General features: G+C 72.0%; 12 protein-coding genes. 6 read left to right on the forward strand and 6 right to left on the reverse strand.

Annotated features, from left to right (window positions below):
• Window positions 1-12: 12 nt before the first annotated feature.
• Window positions 13-3,705 carry a hypothetical protein gene (locus BLU82_RS34180; protein WP_157740984.1) on the reverse strand — a complete coding sequence of 1,231 codons (3,693 nt, stop codon included), beginning with the start codon at window positions 3,703-3,705 and terminating at the stop codon, window positions 13-15.
• A 229-nt stretch (window positions 3,706-3,934) separates the two neighbouring features.
• Here BLU82_RS34180 and BLU82_RS14915 point away from each other — a divergent pair, with 229 nt between their 5' ends.
• A complete protein-coding gene (locus tag BLU82_RS14915) occupies window positions 3,935-4,963 on the forward strand; it encodes a LacI family DNA-binding transcriptional regulator (RefSeq protein WP_092621774.1) in 1,029 nt (342 codons plus the stop codon).
• A gap of 74 nt (window positions 4,964-5,037) precedes the next feature.
• Here the strand turns inward: BLU82_RS14915 and BLU82_RS14920 are convergent, their stop codons facing one another.
• Entirely contained in the window at window positions 5,038-5,331 is a 294-nt protein-coding gene (locus BLU82_RS14920; protein ID WP_092621777.1) for a GYD domain-containing protein, read from the reverse strand.
• A 233-nt stretch (window positions 5,332-5,564) separates the two neighbouring features.
• On the opposite strand from BLU82_RS14920, the gene BLU82_RS14925 reads away from it, so the two are divergent.
• Both BLU82_RS14925 and BLU82_RS14930 read left to right on the forward strand, forming a co-directional pair.
• Window positions 5,565-7,691 (forward strand): MMPL family transporter, encoded by a 2,127-nt coding sequence (locus BLU82_RS14925; RefSeq protein ID WP_092621780.1) that lies wholly within the window; start codon window positions 5,565-5,567, stop codon window positions 7,689-7,691.
• Window positions 7,688-8,734 (forward strand): FAD-dependent monooxygenase, encoded by a 1,047-nt coding sequence (locus BLU82_RS14930; protein ID WP_092621783.1) that lies wholly within the window; start codon window positions 7,688-7,690, stop codon window positions 8,732-8,734. Before BLU82_RS14925 ends, BLU82_RS14930 begins: the two co-directional genes overlap by 4 nt.
• Here BLU82_RS14930 and BLU82_RS14935 read toward each other — a convergent pair.
• Window positions 8,715-9,140: a MarR family winged helix-turn-helix transcriptional regulator gene (locus BLU82_RS14935; RefSeq protein ID WP_092625861.1), complete on the reverse strand. Its 426-nt coding sequence runs from the start codon at window positions 9,138-9,140 to the stop codon at window positions 8,715-8,717. The genes BLU82_RS14930 and BLU82_RS14935 overlap by 20 nt on opposite strands.
• Window positions 9,141-9,254: 114 nt before the next feature.
• On the opposite strand from BLU82_RS14935, the gene BLU82_RS14940 reads away from it, so the two are divergent.
• Entirely contained in the window at window positions 9,255-9,974 is a 720-nt protein-coding gene (locus BLU82_RS14940; RefSeq protein WP_092621786.1) for a VOC family protein, read from the forward strand.
• 48 nt (window positions 9,975-10,022) lie between these two features.
• Window positions 10,023-10,556, forward strand: coding sequence for a hypothetical protein (locus tag BLU82_RS14945; RefSeq protein WP_157740985.1), 534 nt, complete (start codon window positions 10,023-10,025; stop codon window positions 10,554-10,556).
• A 3-nt stretch (window positions 10,557-10,559) separates the two neighbouring features.
• Here BLU82_RS14945 and BLU82_RS14950 read toward each other — a convergent pair whose 3' ends face one another.
• The 3 genes from BLU82_RS14950 to BLU82_RS14960 form a co-directional block, all read right to left on the reverse strand.
• On the reverse strand, window positions 10,560-11,207 hold the full coding sequence (locus BLU82_RS14950; RefSeq protein WP_092621792.1) for a DJ-1/PfpI family protein: 648 nt from the start codon (window positions 11,205-11,207) through the stop codon (window positions 10,560-10,562).
• Window positions 11,208-11,241: 34 nt separating this feature from the next.
• The gene (locus BLU82_RS14955; protein ID WP_092621795.1) at window positions 11,242-12,216 is read right to left on the reverse strand and encodes a GlxA family transcriptional regulator; all 975 of its coding nucleotides are present in this window, start codon (window positions 12,214-12,216) and stop codon (window positions 11,242-11,244) included.
• Window positions 12,217-12,281: 65 nt separating this feature from the next.
• Window positions 12,282-14,624 (reverse strand): arylsulfatase, encoded by a 2,343-nt coding sequence (locus BLU82_RS14960; RefSeq protein WP_092621798.1) that lies wholly within the window; start codon window positions 14,622-14,624, stop codon window positions 12,282-12,284.
• Between the two features lie 229 nt (window positions 14,625-14,853).
• Between BLU82_RS14960 and BLU82_RS14965 the strand changes: the two genes are divergently transcribed.
• Window positions 14,854-17,292: an exo-alpha-sialidase gene (locus BLU82_RS14965; RefSeq protein WP_092621801.1), complete on the forward strand. Its 2,439-nt coding sequence runs from the start codon at window positions 14,854-14,856 to the stop codon at window positions 17,290-17,292.
• Window positions 17,293-17,371: the final 79 nt, after the last annotated feature.

The raw sequence follows: 17,371 nt of genomic DNA on the forward strand, positions 1-17,371 counted from the left end.
TCTCGCGGTCGGTCACGTGTCGTACCCGACCGAGTCCAGGTCGAAGAAGAGGCGGTACTCGCCGTCGACGTTGACCACGTAGGTCACGTCGACGCGGGTGACGGCGTCGCGGTGCTCCCACGACGAGACGTCGACCGTGGCCGTGTTCCAGACGTTGGCCTCGTACTCCGACGTCGCCGAGATGCTCTCCTCGCCGCTGTGCAGCGTGATCGTCACCTCGTAGCTGTCCGGCGACAGCGGCCAGGCCCCATAGCTGTTCACCTGCGCGTAGAAGGTGGACGCGTGGGACAGGTCCAGCGGCGTGTCCGGCTCGACGGAGATCGTCCGCGGGTCGGCATCGACCATGGGGCCGCCGTCGAACTCCAGCAGGTGGGTGCCCGCGTAGGGCACGCCGGGCCCGTTGGCCATGCTCGGCACCGCCCTGACGCCGGCCACGCCAGGGCCGCCCGTCCAGCCCTGCGTGGTGCCGTCGTCGAAGTCGAACAGGAGATTCGCGACGGAGACGGTGACCGTCCGGGTCGAGCTCAGGCCGTCCGGTCCCGTCGCGGTGAACGCCAGACGTGCGTCGCCGGTGGGTGCGTCCGGGGAGACGTGGACGGTCACCGGCACCGTGACCGAGGCGGGTGCGCCGTCGGCGGGCACCTCGAACGCCTGGGGCTCGGCCGTCCAGCCGTCCGGCAGGTCCGCGGTCAGCTCGCCCGCCAGCGGCGCGTCGGCCTGGCCCCACACCGTCACGTCGAACGTGAGCTCCTCGCCGGACCGGGCCCGGACCGTGCGCGGCTCGGCCAGCGTCTGCAGCCACGGTTGCGGCTCGCCCACCTGCCGGTAGCCGAACGTCACCGGGCCGTACGACGTGGCGCCCTCGGCCGCGACCTCGAACTGCCGGCCCGACACGGCGCCGAGCACCGTGATGCCGGGACCGGCCTGCACCGTCCCGCCCGCGTCGTACCAGGTGTCGCCGCCGCGGGTCTCGGTGCTGACCACGTCGTAGAGGCCCGGCTGCAGGGTGACCGGTTCGGACAGGGCCGCGGACACGAATCCGTCCCGGTCGGCGCGGCCGGTCATGTCGACGGCGGCGGACGCGACGACCGCGCCCTCGACGTCCACGATCTTGACCCGGTGCACGTCGGAGTTCCCGTCGGCCTTGAACCGGCCCAGGCTGGTGACCTCGACCGGGCGCGGACCGACGGCGATCCTCATGCCGGCCTGCTCGTACGCGTCGGAGCGGGTCGCCGCGTCGCCCGGGTCGTAGCCCCGCACCGCCGGTTCGGCGCCGCTGGTGTCCGCCGCCGGCGGGAGCTCGCAGGTCAGGCAGCGTGCCCACAGCGGGCCGCGGGTGCCGGCGGGCACCTCGGCCTCGACGGCGCCGTCGGGGCCCGCGGTGAGCGTCCGGGGCTGCCCCGGGCCGAGGGCGACCCGGTACTGCGCGCCCGGCTCCTGGTTCAGCCAGCGCACGGTCAGCGGCGTCGGCAGCGTGCCACGCAGGGAGACCCGGAACGACACCGGGTCGTCGTAGGTCACGGTCAGCGGCACGCCGCGCCAGGTGTAGTCGACCGCCGACCCGCTCATGGCGTCGGTGACGTAGGGCGCCAGCACCAGCCGGTCGTACTCGGGCTGGAAGCCGTAGCCGTAGTGGTAGAGCCCCCACGCCGGCATCACCGTCGTCGGGAACCAGACGCCCGACGCCGTCTCGCTCAGCGGCTTGTCGCGGTCCCACGCCGTGGCGCCGTGGAACCCGTCGGCCTGGTAGCGCAGCAGGAAGCTCGCGACGGCGGTCTGCAGCACCTGCGGGTCGTCCAGCAGCGGCAGCCCGGCGTAGTAGTCGCCGTCCGGCGCCCCGTACCAGCCGCCGTTCTCGCCGCCCTTGCCGGCGGTGCGCGCCGTCGCGCCCTCGACGTAGAGGTCGCGGACGTTCATCGGGTGCAGGTCGTAGTTGTGGGTGGCGTTCTGCGCCTCGACCGCCTCGACGATCGCGCGCCGGCGGTCGGTGTCGGCCAGGTCGGTCTTCAGCACCGCGGCGTTGACCGGCAGGTACAGCGCGTCCTGGTTGCCGGTGCCGTACAGGAACGTCTGGGTGTCGGGCGACCAGAACCCGCCGTCGGCGACGTCGCGGTTGTAGTGCTCCTTGATGGTGGCGGCGAGGTCGGCCAGCTCGCCGGCTCGTTCCTGGTCGCCGAGCACGTCACGTTCCAGCGCGCTCCACCGGGTGAGCGCGTCGTACAGCAGTGCGGTCGTGTAGCCGTTGAACGCGCCGGTCGAGCTCTCCCAGTAGTCGTTGTCGTAGTCGGCCTCGCTGAGCTCGGGATTCACGTTGCGGACGAAACGCGTCTCCGGGTCGGTCCAGTTGGCGATCAGGTGGTCGATGGCCCGGTCGACGCCGTCCCGCATGCCCGCGAGCCACTCGTCGTCGCCGGACAGCTCGTACGCCATGGCGACGCCGAGGGCGAAGCCGGGCACCTGGTCGCCGTAGTCGTGGCCCCACGTCGAACCGAAGCCCGGATAGCAGCAGATGACCCGGCCCGACGGCTCGATCAGATGGTCGCGGATGTCCTCGAGGCCGGCCTCGAACGCGGCGATCGCGTTCGGTTCCGGGAACAGCTGTAGCAGCTGGGCGATCCAGTGCATCTCCAGCGGCGGCACCTCGGACTGCAGCTGCGGCTGCTCCGTCGACGCGCCCTTGTCGGCGTCCTGCATCATCCAGCGCGCGTAGTCGTTGATCGCCGCGCTGAGTGCCTGCTCGTTCACGCCGCGCAGGTCGCCGAGGTCGTAGAAGTCGTCGACGTCGGCGGCCGCCAGCCGCAGCGTGACCTCGTCGGTCTGCCCGGCCGTGACGGCGACCGGTGCGAACACCGGCGTGCCGTTCTTCGTGGTCTGGTAGCCGTACCCGAGCGGGTTCGGGCCGGCGTAGCGCAGCCCGGTGGCCGACGTCAGCACCGCCAGGTTCAGCACCGCGCCGGAGTCCTCCCGCGACCGCCACAGTTCCGTCGCGCGGCCGGAGCCGACGCCGTCGTGGCTGGTGCTGGCGTCGATGCTGAGGGCGACGCCGGTCGCCGGGTTGAGCAGGTCGTAGCCCACCTGCTCCTTCGACGTGCGGATGTTCGGGTCGACGCGGTCACCGCCGGCCAGCCAGCTCTCCTGGTAGGTGTTCACCAGGTCACCGCCCAGCGGGAAGTTGCCGCCGTCGCCGGGCCAGCGCAGGTGCTCGAACGCGTCCTCGGCGAACGTGATGGCCGGGGTCCCCTGCTCGACGAGGGACGCGTCGGCGCGGTAGGTGCGGCCCAGCGTGAAGCCGAGCTCGCCGGCGCCGGCCCGGAAGGTCCAGACCTCGTCGGCCGCCGGCGTCGCGAACCGGACCTCGACGGTGTCACCGGTCACCTCGACGACGGGGTCGGCGTCGAGGTCGAGCGACGTGACCTCACCGGCAGCGGTCGTGACGGACGAGTACAGGCCCCCGCCGGCGAGCACCTCGCGCCCGTCGACCTCCAGACTGCGCACCGCCGCGGCGCCGTCGACGTCGAGCTCCGCGCAGTACCGCTCGCCGCACATGGTCACCGTCCCGGCGGCGTCGTCGGCGGCGACGGACCACCCGGCGGCGCCCGTAGCACCCGCGAGGTCTCCCGGGGCCGCGCCGGCAGGCGGGGCGGCGAACGCCGCCGCCAGCAGCAGCGCGGCGATGGTGGAACGACCTGCCTTGCGGAGCGTCATGGCAACTCTCCTGTCGAAGGTCCAGTGTCGGCGAAACGGCGTCGCAGTGTGATTAAACCGTTTCACATTTCGGCGAAACTAGCGCTCCGTTTCCGGCGCGTCAATACCCGGCGACCGGTGACGGGATCGCCCTGTCGAGCACATCCGCAGGTCGTCGGGGTATTCGTCGGATCCGTCGCCATGGCATGCTTGCTCTGCGCCACCGATCGCAGGGAGTTGATCCGGTTCAATGCCAACGCAGAGTCACGGCCGCCCACCCACCGGGATCCGCGAGGTCGCACAGCTCGCGGGCGTCTCGATCGGGACGGTGTCGAACGTGCTCAACAAGCCCGAGGTGGTCGCCGAGCGCACGAGGAAGCGGGTGCTCGCCGCCATCGAGCGGCTGAACTTCGTGCCGAACCGAGGCGCCGCCGACCTTCGCTCCGGACGCAGCCGCATGATCGGCCTCGTCGTCCCCGACATCACGAACCCGTTCTTCGCCGAGGTCGCCCGCGGCGCCGTCGACGCCGCGGGCGAGAGCAACGTCGCCGTGGTGCTGTGCAACAGCGACCAGGACCCGGCCAAGGAGGACCGCTACCTCGACGTGCTCGAGGAGCACCGGGTGGCCGGCGTCGTCATCAATCCCGTGGGAGCGATCCCGGCGCGGCTGGCCGACCTGCGGGACCGCGGCTCCAAGGTCGTCTGCGTGCACCGATCGGTCAAGACCAGCGACTACTGCTCGGTGGCGGTCGACGACGTCCGGGGCGGCCGGCTCGCCACCGACCATCTGCTCGGACTCGGCGCCCGGACCATCGCCCTGGTGAACGGACCGGTCTCGCTTCGTCCATGCGCCGACCGCCGGCTCGGCGCCCGGCAGGCGGTCAAGGCGGCCGGGCTGCCGGCCGGTGCGCTGGTCGAGGTGCGGCAGGCGGCCATGACCATCAAGGGCGGCATCGAGGCGGCCGAGCACCTGCTCGCGGGCTCGCGGCTGCCCGACGCCGTCTTCTGCACCAACGACCTGCTCGCCGTCGGTGTGACCCGGCGCCTGACCCAGGCCGGCCTGGCGGTGCCGGGCGACGTCGCCATCGCCGGCTACGACGACATCGACCTCGCGGCCGAGGCCACCATCCCGCTGACCTCGGTGGGCCAGCCGAAGTACGGCCTGGGCCACCGGGCCACCCAGTTGGTGCTCACCGAGATCGCCGAGCCGAGCGGCCACCGGCACGAACGGGTGGCGTTCCACCCGCAACTGGCCGTCCGCGAGTCCTCGCTGCGCTGAGTCCAGGGCTCGGCCCTCCGGTCGTCAGGCCGTGCCCTTCGGGTGCCGAGCTCAGCGTGACGCTCGGCCGATGGTCAGCCGAGCTTTCCCAGGATGCCCCTCATCTCGTCGGCGTCGAAAGCGCGAAGGGTCGTCGTCCGGATGTTGCCCTGCGCGGCGATGGCCAGTGCGAAGGCGGTGCCGGACTCGTCGTCGGGGAACTCGGCGATCGAGACGATGTCGTACGGGCCCACGGTCCAGTAGACGTCCTTGAGGTTGCCTCCCATGCGCTCGGCCAGGTCACCGGCGGCCTTGGCTCGGTCGAGCGACTCCTTCGACTGACGCACTCCCTGGTCGGTCCAGTTGATCAAGCTGACGAATGTGGGCATCGCAGCTCACCCCCATGTGGATGGTGCCCTCGTGAGCGTCGTCGTTCCGGGGCACGCGACAACTCTCACGCTACGACGGCGGCCCGGCCTTGGAAACGCCCTGCGCCCGACCTCTTCGTGCCCGCGGCGGCCGGCGGCCACGTTGACAGTGATCGACACGACACTTAAGTTTGCTTTCAAATTTGATTTGAAGACAAACACTACCGTCCGACTCGATCGCGAAAGCAGACCTCATGGCCACGTTGCTCCATCGTCTCGGTCGTTTCAGCCATGCTCGGCGCAGGCTGGTCGCCGCCTTGTGGCTGGCGGTGGCGCTGACCATCGGTGCTGCCGCCGCCACGCTGTCCGGACCGACCGTCGACTCGTTCGACCTGCCGGGCACCGAGTCGCAGGAGGCGTTCGACCTCCTCGACGAGCGCTTTCCGAACGTGCCGATGGACGGCGCCTCCGCGCGCGTCGTCTTCGTCGCCCCGGACGGCGAGACGATCGACGCCGCCGAGGCGGCGATCTCCGGCATCCTGGCCGACCTCGCCTCCGGCGAGCAGGTGCTGCAGGTCTCGAGCCCGTTCGATTCGGGGATGATCACCGACGACCGCTCCACGGCACTCGCGGAGGTCACCTATACCGCGCCCTACCCGGAGTTGACCGACGAGACCACCCGAGCCCTGCAGGACGCGGCCGCGAGCGGTGCGGCAGCCGGGCTGGACGTGGAGCTGGGCGGCGACGCGCTCGAGCCGGAGCTGGAGGTCGGCGGCGAACTGGTCGGGCTGGCCGTGGCCGCGCTCGTCCTGGTGCTCACGCTCGGTTCCCTGCTCGCCGCGGGCATGTCGCTGGCCACCGGGATCATCGGCGTGCTCATCGGGATCTCCGGCATCACCGCCTTGACCGGCTTCGTCGATCTCGGCGCCACCACCCCGATCCTGGCCCTGATGCTCGGCCTGGCCGTCGGCATCGACTACGCGTTGTTCATCGTCTCCCGCTACCGGCACGAGCTCGCGACCGGCCGGGCACCCGAGGAAGCGGCCGGCGTCGCCGTCGCGACCGCGGGTTCGGCCGTCGTGTTCGCCGGGCTCACCGTCGTCATCGCCCTGGCCGGGCTGTCCATCGTCGGCATCGGCCTGGCCACCGAGATGGGACTCGCCGCCGCGGGAACGGTGGTCGTGGCCGTGCTGATCGCGCTGACGCTGCTGCCCGCCCTCATGGGCTTCGCGGGCCGGCGCGTCCTGCCACGCCGGCTGCGCCACCACCCCGCGAGGGAGGGCGACGACCTCGAGCGGTCCCGGCTGGGCCGGCGATGGGCCGGGCTCGTCACCCGCCGGCCGCGCGCCGTCCTGGCCGTCGCCGTCGCGGGGCTCGCCGTCCTGGCCAGCCCGGTCGTCGACCTCCGCCTCGGCTTCCCCGACCACGGCACCCATCCCGAGGAGACGACGCAGCGCCAGGCCTACGACGCCATCGCCGACGGCTTCGGGCCCGGATTCAACGGCCCGCTGATGGTGGTCGTCGACCTCGCCGGGAGTCCCGATCCCCGGCGAGCGGCCGACGCCGTCGAGCGCGCCCTCTCCGGCACCGAGGGGGTTGCGGCCAGCGCTCCCCCGCAGTTCGACCAGACGGGCGACACCGCGATCCTGTCGGTGATCCCCAGCGGCGGACCGGACAGCGCGGAGACCGAACAGCTCGTCCAGACCATCAGGACCGACGTCCGCCCCGTGGCGGAACGGGAGGGAGCCGGGCTGGCCGTCACCGGCGGCACCGCGGTGCTCATCGACTTCAACGAGAAGATGGGCGACGCGCTGCTGGTCTATCTGCCGGTGGTGATCGGCCTGTCGTTCCTCCTGCTGATGGGGGTGTTCCGGTCGGTCCTGATCCCACTCAAGGCGACGCTGGGCTTCCTGCTGAGCGTGGGAGCCACGTTCGGCACCCTGGTCGCGATCTTCCAGTGGGGCTGGCTCGAACCACTCGGCCTGCAACCGACGGGCGCCGTGGTCAGCACGCTGCCGATCCTGCTCATCGGCATCGTGTTCGGCCTGGCCATGGATTACGAGGTGTTCCTCGTGACCAGGATGCGCGAGGAGTACCTCCGCGGCCGCCCCGCCACGGACGCCGTCCGTTCCGGCTTCGCGCACGGGGCTCGGGTCGTCACCGCCGCGGCGATCATCATGATCAGCGTGTTCGGCGGGTTCATCCTCGGCGACTCCAGCGACATCATCCAGATCGGGGTCGCGCTCGCGACGGCCGTCGCCGTCGACGCGTTCGTCGTCCGCATGACGATCGTGCCCGCCGTCCTCAGCCTGGCCGGTGATCGCGCGTGGTGGCTCCCCCGCCGGCTCGACCGGCTCATCCCGGGGGCGGTCCGGGGATGACCGAGATCCACATCGTCGGCGGAGGCGTCGCCGGGCTCGCGCTCGCCGGCCTCGTCCCCCGCGACTACTCCGTCCACCTGTACGACGGCGGCCGCGACGCCCGCACGGTGCCGACGGTCTTCGGGCTGTGGCCGGCGGCGATGCGCGTCCTCGACGATCTCGGCCTGACCACCGCCGCCCGTGCCGCCGGGCGTCGCCTCGACGAGGCCCGCTTCCACGACCGTCGCGGACGGGTGCTGGCCAGGTTCGGCGGCCAGGACGTCTGGCTGGTCGCCCGCACCGAACTGGTCCGGATGCTCTGGTCGAACCTGCCCGCGAACGTCACCGTGCACCGGCGGATCATCGAGCGGACGGACGACCTCGGCGGCGACCTGGTCGTGGGCGCCGACGGCGTGCACAGCGTCGTCCGCGCCTCCCGGTGGCGAGGGGCGGGGCCGCCACGCCGCCTCGGCGCCACCGCGATCCGTGGTGTGGTCGACGAGCCGATCGCCGGCGACCGTCTGTCGGAGTACTGGGGCGCCGGCACCCTCGTCGGCATGACACCGCATCCGGACGGCGGCACGAACTGGTTCTGCACCGTGCCACGCGAGCGGTTCTCCGGCCGGGCCGAGGCGCTGACGGCCATCCGGACGCGTCTCGACGGCCATCCGGCACCCGTGCGCCGGCTGCTCGCCGCCGCCGACCCCGACCGCACCCTCGTCAACGACCTGTGGGCCGCGCGCTGGCCGCGGCGACTGGTGCGAGCTGACGCCGTGCTGATCGGCGACGCCGCGCATGCGATGTCACCCAGTCTCGGCCGCGGCGCCGGCGAGTCGCTCATCGACGCGCAGGTCCTCGGCACGGCGCTGCGCACCGCGTCGCTGGAGGACGCGCTGCGCCGCTACGAGCGCAACCGCCTGCTGCGCTCGCACCTGGTCCGGGTCGCCTCGTCCGTCGTGCTCCAGGTGGCCACGGCCCGGCGCGAGCGGCTGCGCAACGCCGTCGTCGCGCTGGCCGCGTGGCCGGCCACCGCCCGCGGCGGGATCAGTCGGGCTGCCGGGTGAGGATCATCGACTCCCGCTCGTAGGCGAGCAGGGCCCCGATCACCAGCGCCCGCTCGGCCGGCGACATCGGCGCGAAGACGGTGCGCCAGGCGTCCGCTCCGGCCGCCAGCCAGCCCTCGATCGCGGCCCGGTGAGCGTCGGCGATGGTCACGATCGTCCGCCGCCGGTCGCGTTCGTCGTCGCGGCGTTCGAGGATCCCCTGCCGGCTCAGGTCGCCGACCATGAGGCTCACCGTCGTCGACGCGATCTGGAGCTGAGCCGCCAGCTCCTTGATGGTGGCCGACTCGTCGTAGAGGAGCAGCGCCAGCAACGACAGGTGGCGCGGGGTGAGCGCGAAGTCCTGCAGCTGAGGCGGGATCGGCATGCGCTTCGAGCGCGCCATGAGGCGCGGCATCAGCAGGATCATCTCCCGCACGCCGTCGTCGACGGTCAGGCCCTCGGTTGACGCCACTCCATCTCCCGCATTAGGTTGCATAACAAATGCTTTGAGAACAACACCTTCAGTATCCGGGAGACCTCGATGACTGTCTACGACCTCGACCACCTCACCCTCGGGGTGCGGCACCTCTACGCGAGCGCCGAACGGCTGCGGCAGGAGACCGGACTGCGCAGTCACGAAGGCGGCTGGCTGGACGTCATGCCCACCGCGCACCGGACCATCGCGCTCCCGCAGGGCGCCTACATCAACGTCGAGTCGGTCATCGACCACCACGCCGACCTGCCGCCGGGCGTCGCAGCGTTCCGCACCTGGTTCGAGGACACCACCCGAGGCGGCGACCACTGGATGACGTGGAACCTGCGCGCACGCACCCGCGCCGACCTCGAGGACGTGGCTCGGCGCTTCGGCGGCGAGGTGGTGACGGCGCCGGGCGCCCGCCGGCCGGACGGTTCGACCACCACGACGATCATGGCGCCCGGGAACGCCGCCCTGACCTGGGCTCGCGGCCTGCCGAACTGGTACTTCCACGAGGACCTGACCCAGCACCCCGCGCGGCGCACGCCCATGGATCACGAGCGTCCGGTCCGGGAGATCGCGTGGCTCGAGCTCGGCGGCGACAGCGCCGAGCTCGAACAGCACATCGGCAGCGAGACCTTCGCCGCCCTGCCCCTGCGTTTCGTCGACGCGCCCGCGGGCTTGTACGGCGTCGGCCTGACGACGGCTGACGGCGACGAGATCGCCGTACGCGCACCGTCCGGCGCCCCCGGCCTGGCCGAGCTCGCCGCGCGCACCGCGTCGTAGAACGTGCCCGAACTCGTGCTGCGGCCGACCGTACGGCACCGTCCCTGGGTGCTCGCGCCCGTCGTCCTCTTCGCCGGGCCGTTCGCCGTCGCCGGCGTCCTCGCCGGATGGCCCTTCGGGTTGATCGGCGTGGGCCTCGCCGCCACGGTCGTCGTGCCGGTCGCCGGCGTCCTGCTGCGCTCACGGATCGTCGTCACGCCGTCGGAGATCATCGTCCGCGGGTTCGTCACGCGCAAGCGCGCCGACCGCGCCCAGGCGGCGTCGATCGTCCGGGCGATGATCATCGCACCGCGCGGCCCGATCACCGACACGATCTTCGTCCTCGACCGCGACGAGAAGCCGCTGCTGCGCATCTACGGCACCAACTACGCCCGGGCCGACCTCGACCGGCTGGTCGCGCGCCTCGGGCTGCCGGCCGGGACCGCGGACCGGCCGATCACGGCGGCCCAGCTGGCCGGGCGCTATCCCGGCATCGTGCCGTGGGCCGAGCAACATCCGTTCAAGCTCGCGTGCGGCGTCACGTTGGTGGTCGTCCCCCTGGTACTCATCGTGGCCTGGATCGTCACGGCGGCGACGCTCTAGACGTCACGACAGCAGCGCGGCCTCGCGACGGCGCATCCAGTCGGACAACGGTGCGTGGATGGCGCCCGGGGCCTTGGCCGGCGAACCGGCGTCGAAGGGCGGCTGCGGGTCGTACTCGAGACCGAGCTGGATGGTCTGGGCCATGGCGTCGCCGGCGATCAGGGCGGCGACGGTGAGCGCCATGTCGATGCCCGCCGACACCCCGGCGGCGGTCACCACGTCGCCGTCGACGACGACCCGCTGCTCGGTCGGCGTGGCGCCGAGCGCGGCGAGCTGGTCGTACGCGACCCAGTGCGTCGTCGCCGCCCGCCCGGTGAGCACACCGGCGGCGGCGAGCAGGACGGCGCCGGTGCAGACCGAGGTCGTCCACGTCGCCGTCGGGTGCACGGCTCCGATCCAGTCGATGACGGGATGGCGATCGCGGACCATCCGGCGGGTGATGAGCCCTCCGGGGACGACGATGACGTCGGGCTCGGTGACCTCGTCGAACGCCGCGGTGGCCTGGAAGGTCAGGGAGCGGTCGTCGCGCACCGGCCCGCGGGCGGCGGCGACGGTGACGATCTCGGTGTGTGGCAGCTCGACGAGCACCTGGTAGGGGCCGACCGCGTCGAGGGCGGTGAACTGGTCGAACATGGCGATGGCGATCTGCACGGTCTGCTCCTGCTGTCGGGGGGTGCGATGCGACTCAGACGCCGGCCGGCGCCGGGGCGACGTGCTGGCGGTAGTGGTCCGGAGTCGTGCCGGTGTTCCGGCGGAACGCACGGTGGAACGTCTCGATCGTCCCGAAGCCGCAGCGGCGGGTGATCTCGGCGAGCGAGATGCCGTCCTGACCCAGGAGCTGCTTGGCGGCCTCGACGCGCAACGCCTCGACGTGGGCCGCCGGGGTCACACCGGTCTCCTCGCGGAACCTCCGGGCGAAGTGCCGGGGACTCAGGCCGGCTCGTCGTGCGAGCGCGGCGACCGACAGGTCGTCGGCGAGGTGGTCGGCCAGCCAGTCCTGCACCGCGCGGATCGGCGGGTCGGCGGCGAGAGGCGCACGCAGGTGCGTCGAGAACTGCGCCTGGCCGCCGGGTCGTCTGAGGAACATCACCATCCACCGGGCGATCTCCGCCGCCACCTCGTCGCCGAGATCGTCGGACACCAGCGCCAGCGCCAGGTCGAGGCCGGAGGTCACCCCCGCGGACGTCCAGACGTTCCCGTCGCGGACGAAGATCGGATCGTCGTCGACTCGCAGCGTGGGATAGCGCTGCGCCAACTGAGCCGCCGCCCACCAGTGCGTCGCCACGCGCCGGCCGTCGAGGACACCCGCGGCGGCCAGGACGAACGCCCCCGTGCAGATCGACGCCACGCGCCGGCACCGTGGTGCGAGCTCCCGGACGATCCGCGCGACCTCGTCGTCCGGCCCGACGTGACGCGCTCCGAAGCCGCCACCGACCAGCACCGTGTCGACCGCCCGGCCGCACGTGGAGGCGGGCACCGTGTCGAGCGCGACGATCCCTGAGTCGCTGCGCACCAGGCCGCCGTCCGGCGACGCCACCACGACGTCGTAACTGCCCGGGCAGAGCCGCTCGGCACCCGCGAACACCTCGGCCGGCCCGACGACGTCGAGGGGCTGGAAGCGGTCGAAGGCGAGGATCAGAACCCGGCGGCGAGGAGCCATGCCCTCATCATCGGGTGGCGCCGCCACGTCCGCAATGACATGCGATTGACGATCACGGCCACACGCTACTCGCGGGCCATCATCGCCGTCGCCTCCTTCTCGAGGTCGACGAACGGCTCGCCCGAGACGTCGACGATGGCGGCCTTGATGGTGCCGCCGGTGAAGGCGAACGGGCTGGCGCCGGGGTAGTCCTCGGTCACCGGCGAGGCGGGGTCCTGCCCCACGTTGAGGCCCTCGCCGACCAGCGAGAAGTTGCCCGGCTGCGTGGTGATGGCGCCCTCGCCGACCTTGCGGTCGTCGATGTAGAGACTCAGGGTGCCGGTGGTCGGCATGCCGTCGCCGTCCTTGACGAAGGCCGCGGACAGCACGACGTCGCCTGTGGGCACCGGCTCGTCGCCGACGACCGTCTGCACCTTGCTGCCGACGAAGTTGTAGACGTAGTGCAGCCGGCCGTCCTTGACGTAGAGCGCGTGGCCGCCGAACCGGGCGCCGTGCGAGAAGAGCACGCCCTGCGCGTCCGAGGTGTCGATGTGGGTCTCGACGGCGATGGAGTAGTTGCGGTTGCGGACGTTCACCGCCGCCGACTCCGGCACCTCGGCCGTGCCCGGGTAGTAGACGTACTTGCCGCGCGGCGGCGCCACCTGGGGCCGGGTCGGGTCGGACAGGATCTCCGCCGCGGTCCCGTCGACCAGCGGCAGGCCGTGGTACATGCCGGCGAGGTGGAACCAGTGGCCGATCATCTCCTGCAGCTTGACGGGGTGCTCCGCGGCGAGGTCGCGGCTCTCCGTCGGGTCGGCGTCGGTGTGGTAGAGCTCCCAGCGGTCCTGGTCGAAATCGCCCCACCCGGCGATCGTCGGGTGGACGGTGACGGCCTTCCAGCCCTTGTGCCACACGGCGCGCGACCCGAGCATCGAGAAGAACGCCGACTCCTTCGGCGTCGGCACGTCGTCACTCTCGAACGTGGAGCGGAAGCTCACACCCTCGAGGTCGACCTGCGGGTAGCCCTTGACGGTCTCGGGCAGCTCGACGTCCAGGATGTCGTAGATCGTCGGGACGATGTCGGTGGCGTGCAGGAACTGGTGCCGCAGCTCGCCCTGGGCCGCGATGCCGGCCGGCCACGAGACCAGCAGCGGGTCGGCCACGCCGCCCTCGAAGTTGTAGCGCTTCCACATCTTGAACGGCGTGTTGAAGGCCCACGCCCAGCCCACCGGGTAGTGGTTGTACGTCGACGGCGACCCGAGCTCGTCCAGGTAGCGCAGGTTCTCCTCGACGTCGTCGGGGATGTCGTTGAAGAACTTGTTCTCGTTCACCGAGCCGTTCGGCCCGCCCTCGCCGCTGGCGCCGTTGTCGGAGACGAGCACGACGATGGTGTTGTCGAACTCGCCGGACTCCTCCAGGTGGTCCAGCAGCCGGCCGATCTCGTGGTCGGTGTGCGACAGGAACCCGGCGTACACCTCGGCCATCCGGGCGAACAGCCGCCGTTCCTCGTCCGACAGCGAGTCCCAGGGCCGGACGACGTCCAGCGGCGGCCACGGCTTCCCGTCGGGCGACCGCTCCCCCGCGTACGGGTTCAACGGCGACAGCTCGGCGCCGCCGGGGAAGATGCCCAGCTCCTTCTGGCGGGCGAACACCCGCTCCCGGTACGCCTCGTAGCCCTCGTCGAACCGGCCGCGGTAGCGCTCGATCCACTCCTTCGGCGCGTGGTGCGGGGCGTGCGTCGCGCCCGGGCAGAAGTACATGAAGAACGGCTTGTCCGGCGTGATCATCTTCGCGTCGCGGATGAACTCGATCGCCTTGTCCGTCAGGTCGGTCGTCAGGTGGTAGCCGTCTTCGGGCAGGGCGGGCTGCTCCACCGGGTGGTTGTCGTAGACGAGGTCCGGGTACCACTGGTTGGTCTCGCCGCCGAGGAAGCCGTAGTAGCGCTCGAACCCGCGCCCGACCGGCCAGTTCCGCTTCGTCGATGCCAGGTTCATCTCGTCCGACGGGCACAGGTGCCACTTGCCGAGCATGTAGGTGTTCCAGCCGCGCTCACCCAGGACCTCGGCGATCGTCGCGCACTCGAACGGGATGTGCCCGTTGCCGTTCGGGAAGCCGACCGTCGCCTCGGCGATGCACGCCATCCCGTTGGTGGTGTGATTGCGCCCCGTCAGCAGCGACGACCTGGTCGGCGAGCACAGCGCCGTCGTGTGCCAGTTCGTGTACGTCAGGCCGCGCTCGGCCAGCCGTCTGATGTTCGGTGTGTCGATCAGCCCGCCCCACGGCTCCATGGCCGAGAACCCGACGTCGTCGAGCACGATGTAGAGGACGTTCGGTGCGCCCGCCGGCGCCACCGGCTGCAGGTACGGCTCCCAGTCCGGTGTCGAGTCGCGCGCGTCGACGTCGATCGTCCCGTTGAATCTCCGCGTCATGGCCGGGTCTCCTTCGTCAAGGGCTCCGGCCTCATCCTCCGGGCGATCGACCGCCCCCAGCCTCACCCGACCCGGGTGACGCCGGGCCGTGCTGACCGAGCCCTTGACAGGCGTTCCGGCGGGCACGATCCTGTTCGCACAATTGGAACTCGATGTTCCATCTGCTGGAACTCCCCTTCGTGCCGCACGACCGCCAGGACCGTCAGCGATCTTCCGACTAGGAGCGCAGATGATCAAGAGAGGCCGCCGACCACGCCGCCACCACCTCCTCCCGATGCTCGTGGCGGGCGCCACCGTCGCCGCCGCCCTCGGCGCGGTGACACCCGCGGGAGCCGAGGACTCCGTCGCCGCAACCGCCGCCGATGACCCCGCCATGCGCGTCGTCGACGCCTGGGACATGACCGGCGAGCACACCTTCCCGGACCTCGGCGGCGGCGTGCTGCCGGCGTTCCGCCCGGCCCTCACCGAGGCGCCCAACGGCGACCTGCTGGTCGGCTTCAACACCACCACCGATGCCCACCCCGGCGGCCAGCTCCGGCTGATCCGGTCCACCGACGACGGGCGGACCTGGGGCGCGTCCGAGGTGATCGCCGAGCCGACCATGTTCCCGGGCGGCAGCATCCACCTGCAGCGCGGCATGACCACACTGCGCGACGGGACCATCCTGCTGCCGTACAACGACGGCGTGAACCACAAGCCGTACAACGACCGGGAAGCGGCCCTGTTCGTGGCCAGCTCCACCGACAACGGGCAGACCTGGGCCGGCACCGACGAGCCGGTCGACCTGCCGGTCGAGTTCCGCGAGGCCTGGGGCGGCGGCGGGCGCATCCTGGAACTCGACGACGGCACCCTGGTGCAGACCATCTGGGGCATCCGGGAGCTGCCGGAGGACTGGGAGACCGACCCGAACCCGTACGAGTCCGGCGTGCTGCTCTCCTTCGACGGCGGCCGGACCTGGCCGGAGTACCACCGCATCCTGCGGGACGAGCACTCGCCGGCCTACCAGTTCGGCGGCGGCGAGCTGTTCCCCGGCGGGGCCAACGAGACGACGCTGGAGGTGCTGCCGGACGGCACCATCGTGGCCTTCGTCCGGTTCGACATCAGCGTCGGCGGGACGTCGGGCCAGTTCTACGTCTCCCGCTCCAGCGACGGCGGCCGGACCTGGAGCACGCCGCTGGCCAGCGGGCTCGGCGGTTCGACCCTGTCCGCCACGATGGCACCCTGCAGCGACCATCTCGGTGACGGCCGGTCCAAGCTGCTGCTGGGCTACCGCGGCCCGGGCAGCCGCGCGGCCGTGAGCGTGTCCTTCGACGGCGGCAGCTCGTTCCAGGGCCAGGTCTTCCTCCGTGACCCCCGCAACCAGGCCAGCTTCACCTCGGCCGAGCCCGACTACCACCGCCTCGACGACGGCCGGCTGCTGACCGTCTTCCAGATCCAGTCCGGCGGCGGGCCGTACCGGCTGGCGGCCAACGTGCTGGAGGACGCGCCGGACGCGGCCGCGTGCCAGGCGCAGGCGGACGCCGCGGCGGCACGGGCGGCGGCGCAGCCGAGTTTCGTGGTGGAGCGGTCCGACCGCGACGACTGGTTCCTGCCGATGTCGCACGCACGCGTCGGCTACCCGGCCACCACCACCGTCGGCACCCTGCTCGCGGCCCAGGCCAACCGGCTGGTCTGCCACCCGGGCGACGCGCTCACGTTGCGGACCCGCGACGGGCAGCCGCTCGATCCGGCCGCGACGCTGGCCGAGGCGGGCGTGGTCAACGGCGCCGTCGTGCAGCTGTCCGGCACCTCCAGCTCCAGCGGTCTCTACCGGATCGGCTACACCGAGCTGGACATCGCACCGGAGGACCGGTCGGTGGCCAACTGGGACCGCGCCTGCGCGCCCGGCCGGATGGCGTTCGACTACCGGCGGCGCAGCCTCGGCCTCGAGGTCACCCCGCCGGCAGGGCAGGCGGTCAGCGCCGTCGAGCTGACCGACGAGGACACCGCGAGCCGGCTGACCGCCGGCAGCTACCGGGTGCTCAGCAGCCCCGACAACGAGCACTACACCGAGGTCGAGGGCTGGTCCTTCTCGTCCCGGGTCGAGGGCGGCCGGCTGGTGCACCGGTTCGACGGGTTCGCCGTCACCGACCGGTACCTCAAGATCGCTCAGGACCGCGGCGACGGGTCGTTCAGCTTCGTGCTCGGCAACCCGCGGGCCGACATCGGCGTCGAGTTCGCCCCGGTTCCCTGCACGACGACGGTGACCGGCGAGCACGACGCGGCGCTCACCGCCGGGGCCGGCGTGACCTGCCTCGACCAGGCGAACGTCAGCGGCCCGGTCACCGTCGCCGACGGTGGCCAGCTGGTGGTCGACGGGTCGGTGATCGACGGCCCGATCCAGGCGTCCGGTGCGGCCGCGGTGCTGATCTGCGACACCCAGGTGTCAGGGCCGGTGACCGTCTCCGGCAGCACCGGAGCCACCGTCGTCGGCGATCCGGGCCACGGGTGTGCGGGCAACGAGGTGGACGGCCCGGTCGCGCTGGACCAGAACGCCGGGCCGGTCCGCTTCGGCGCCAACACCGTCGACGGGCCGCTGAGCTGCGCCGGCAACCAGGTGCCGCCGGTCGACGGCGGCGCGGCCAACGAGGTGGACGGACCGAAGGGCGGTCAGTGCGGCAGCCTCTGATCGCACGGAGGCGCCCGGTCTGATCTCCCGGCCCGGCTCCAGCCGCCGTCCCGCGCCAGCCGGTAGGTGCGGCGCGGGA

Source organism: Jiangella sp. DSM 45060 (assembly GCF_900105175.1).
Classification (GTDB): Bacteria; Actinomycetota; Actinomycetes; order Jiangellales; family Jiangellaceae; genus Jiangella.

Bases quoted from the DNA above. Each gene is read 5' to 3' on its own strand.
- BLU82_RS34180 (WP_157740984.1), bottom strand. From the start codon at position 3,705: ATGACGCTCCGCAAGGCAGGTCGTTCCACCATCGCCGCGCTGCTGCTG.
- BLU82_RS14915 (WP_092621774.1), top strand. From the start codon at position 3,935: ATGCCAACGCAGAGTCACGGCCGCCCACCCACCGGGATCCGCGAGGTC.
- BLU82_RS14920 (WP_092621777.1), bottom strand. From the start codon at position 5,331: ATGCCCACATTCGTCAGCTTGATCAACTGGACCGACCAGGGAGTGCGT.
- BLU82_RS14925 (WP_092621780.1), top strand. From the start codon at position 5,565: ATGGCCACGTTGCTCCATCGTCTCGGTCGTTTCAGCCATGCTCGGCGC.
- BLU82_RS14930 (WP_092621783.1), top strand. From the start codon at position 7,688: ATGACCGAGATCCACATCGTCGGCGGAGGCGTCGCCGGGCTCGCGCTC.
- BLU82_RS14935 (WP_092625861.1), bottom strand. From the start codon at position 9,140: ATGATCCTGCTGATGCCGCGCCTCATGGCGCGCTCGAAGCGCATGCCG.
- BLU82_RS14940 (WP_092621786.1), top strand. From the start codon at position 9,255: ATGACTGTCTACGACCTCGACCACCTCACCCTCGGGGTGCGGCACCTC.
- BLU82_RS14955 (WP_092621795.1), bottom strand. From the start codon at position 12,216: ATGGCTCCTCGCCGCCGGGTTCTGATCCTCGCCTTCGACCGCTTCCAG.
- BLU82_RS14960 (WP_092621798.1), bottom strand. From the start codon at position 14,624: ATGACGCGGAGATTCAACGGGACGATCGACGTCGACGCGCGCGACTCG.
- BLU82_RS14965 (WP_092621801.1), top strand. From the start codon at position 14,854: ATGATCAAGAGAGGCCGCCGACCACGCCGCCACCACCTCCTCCCGATG.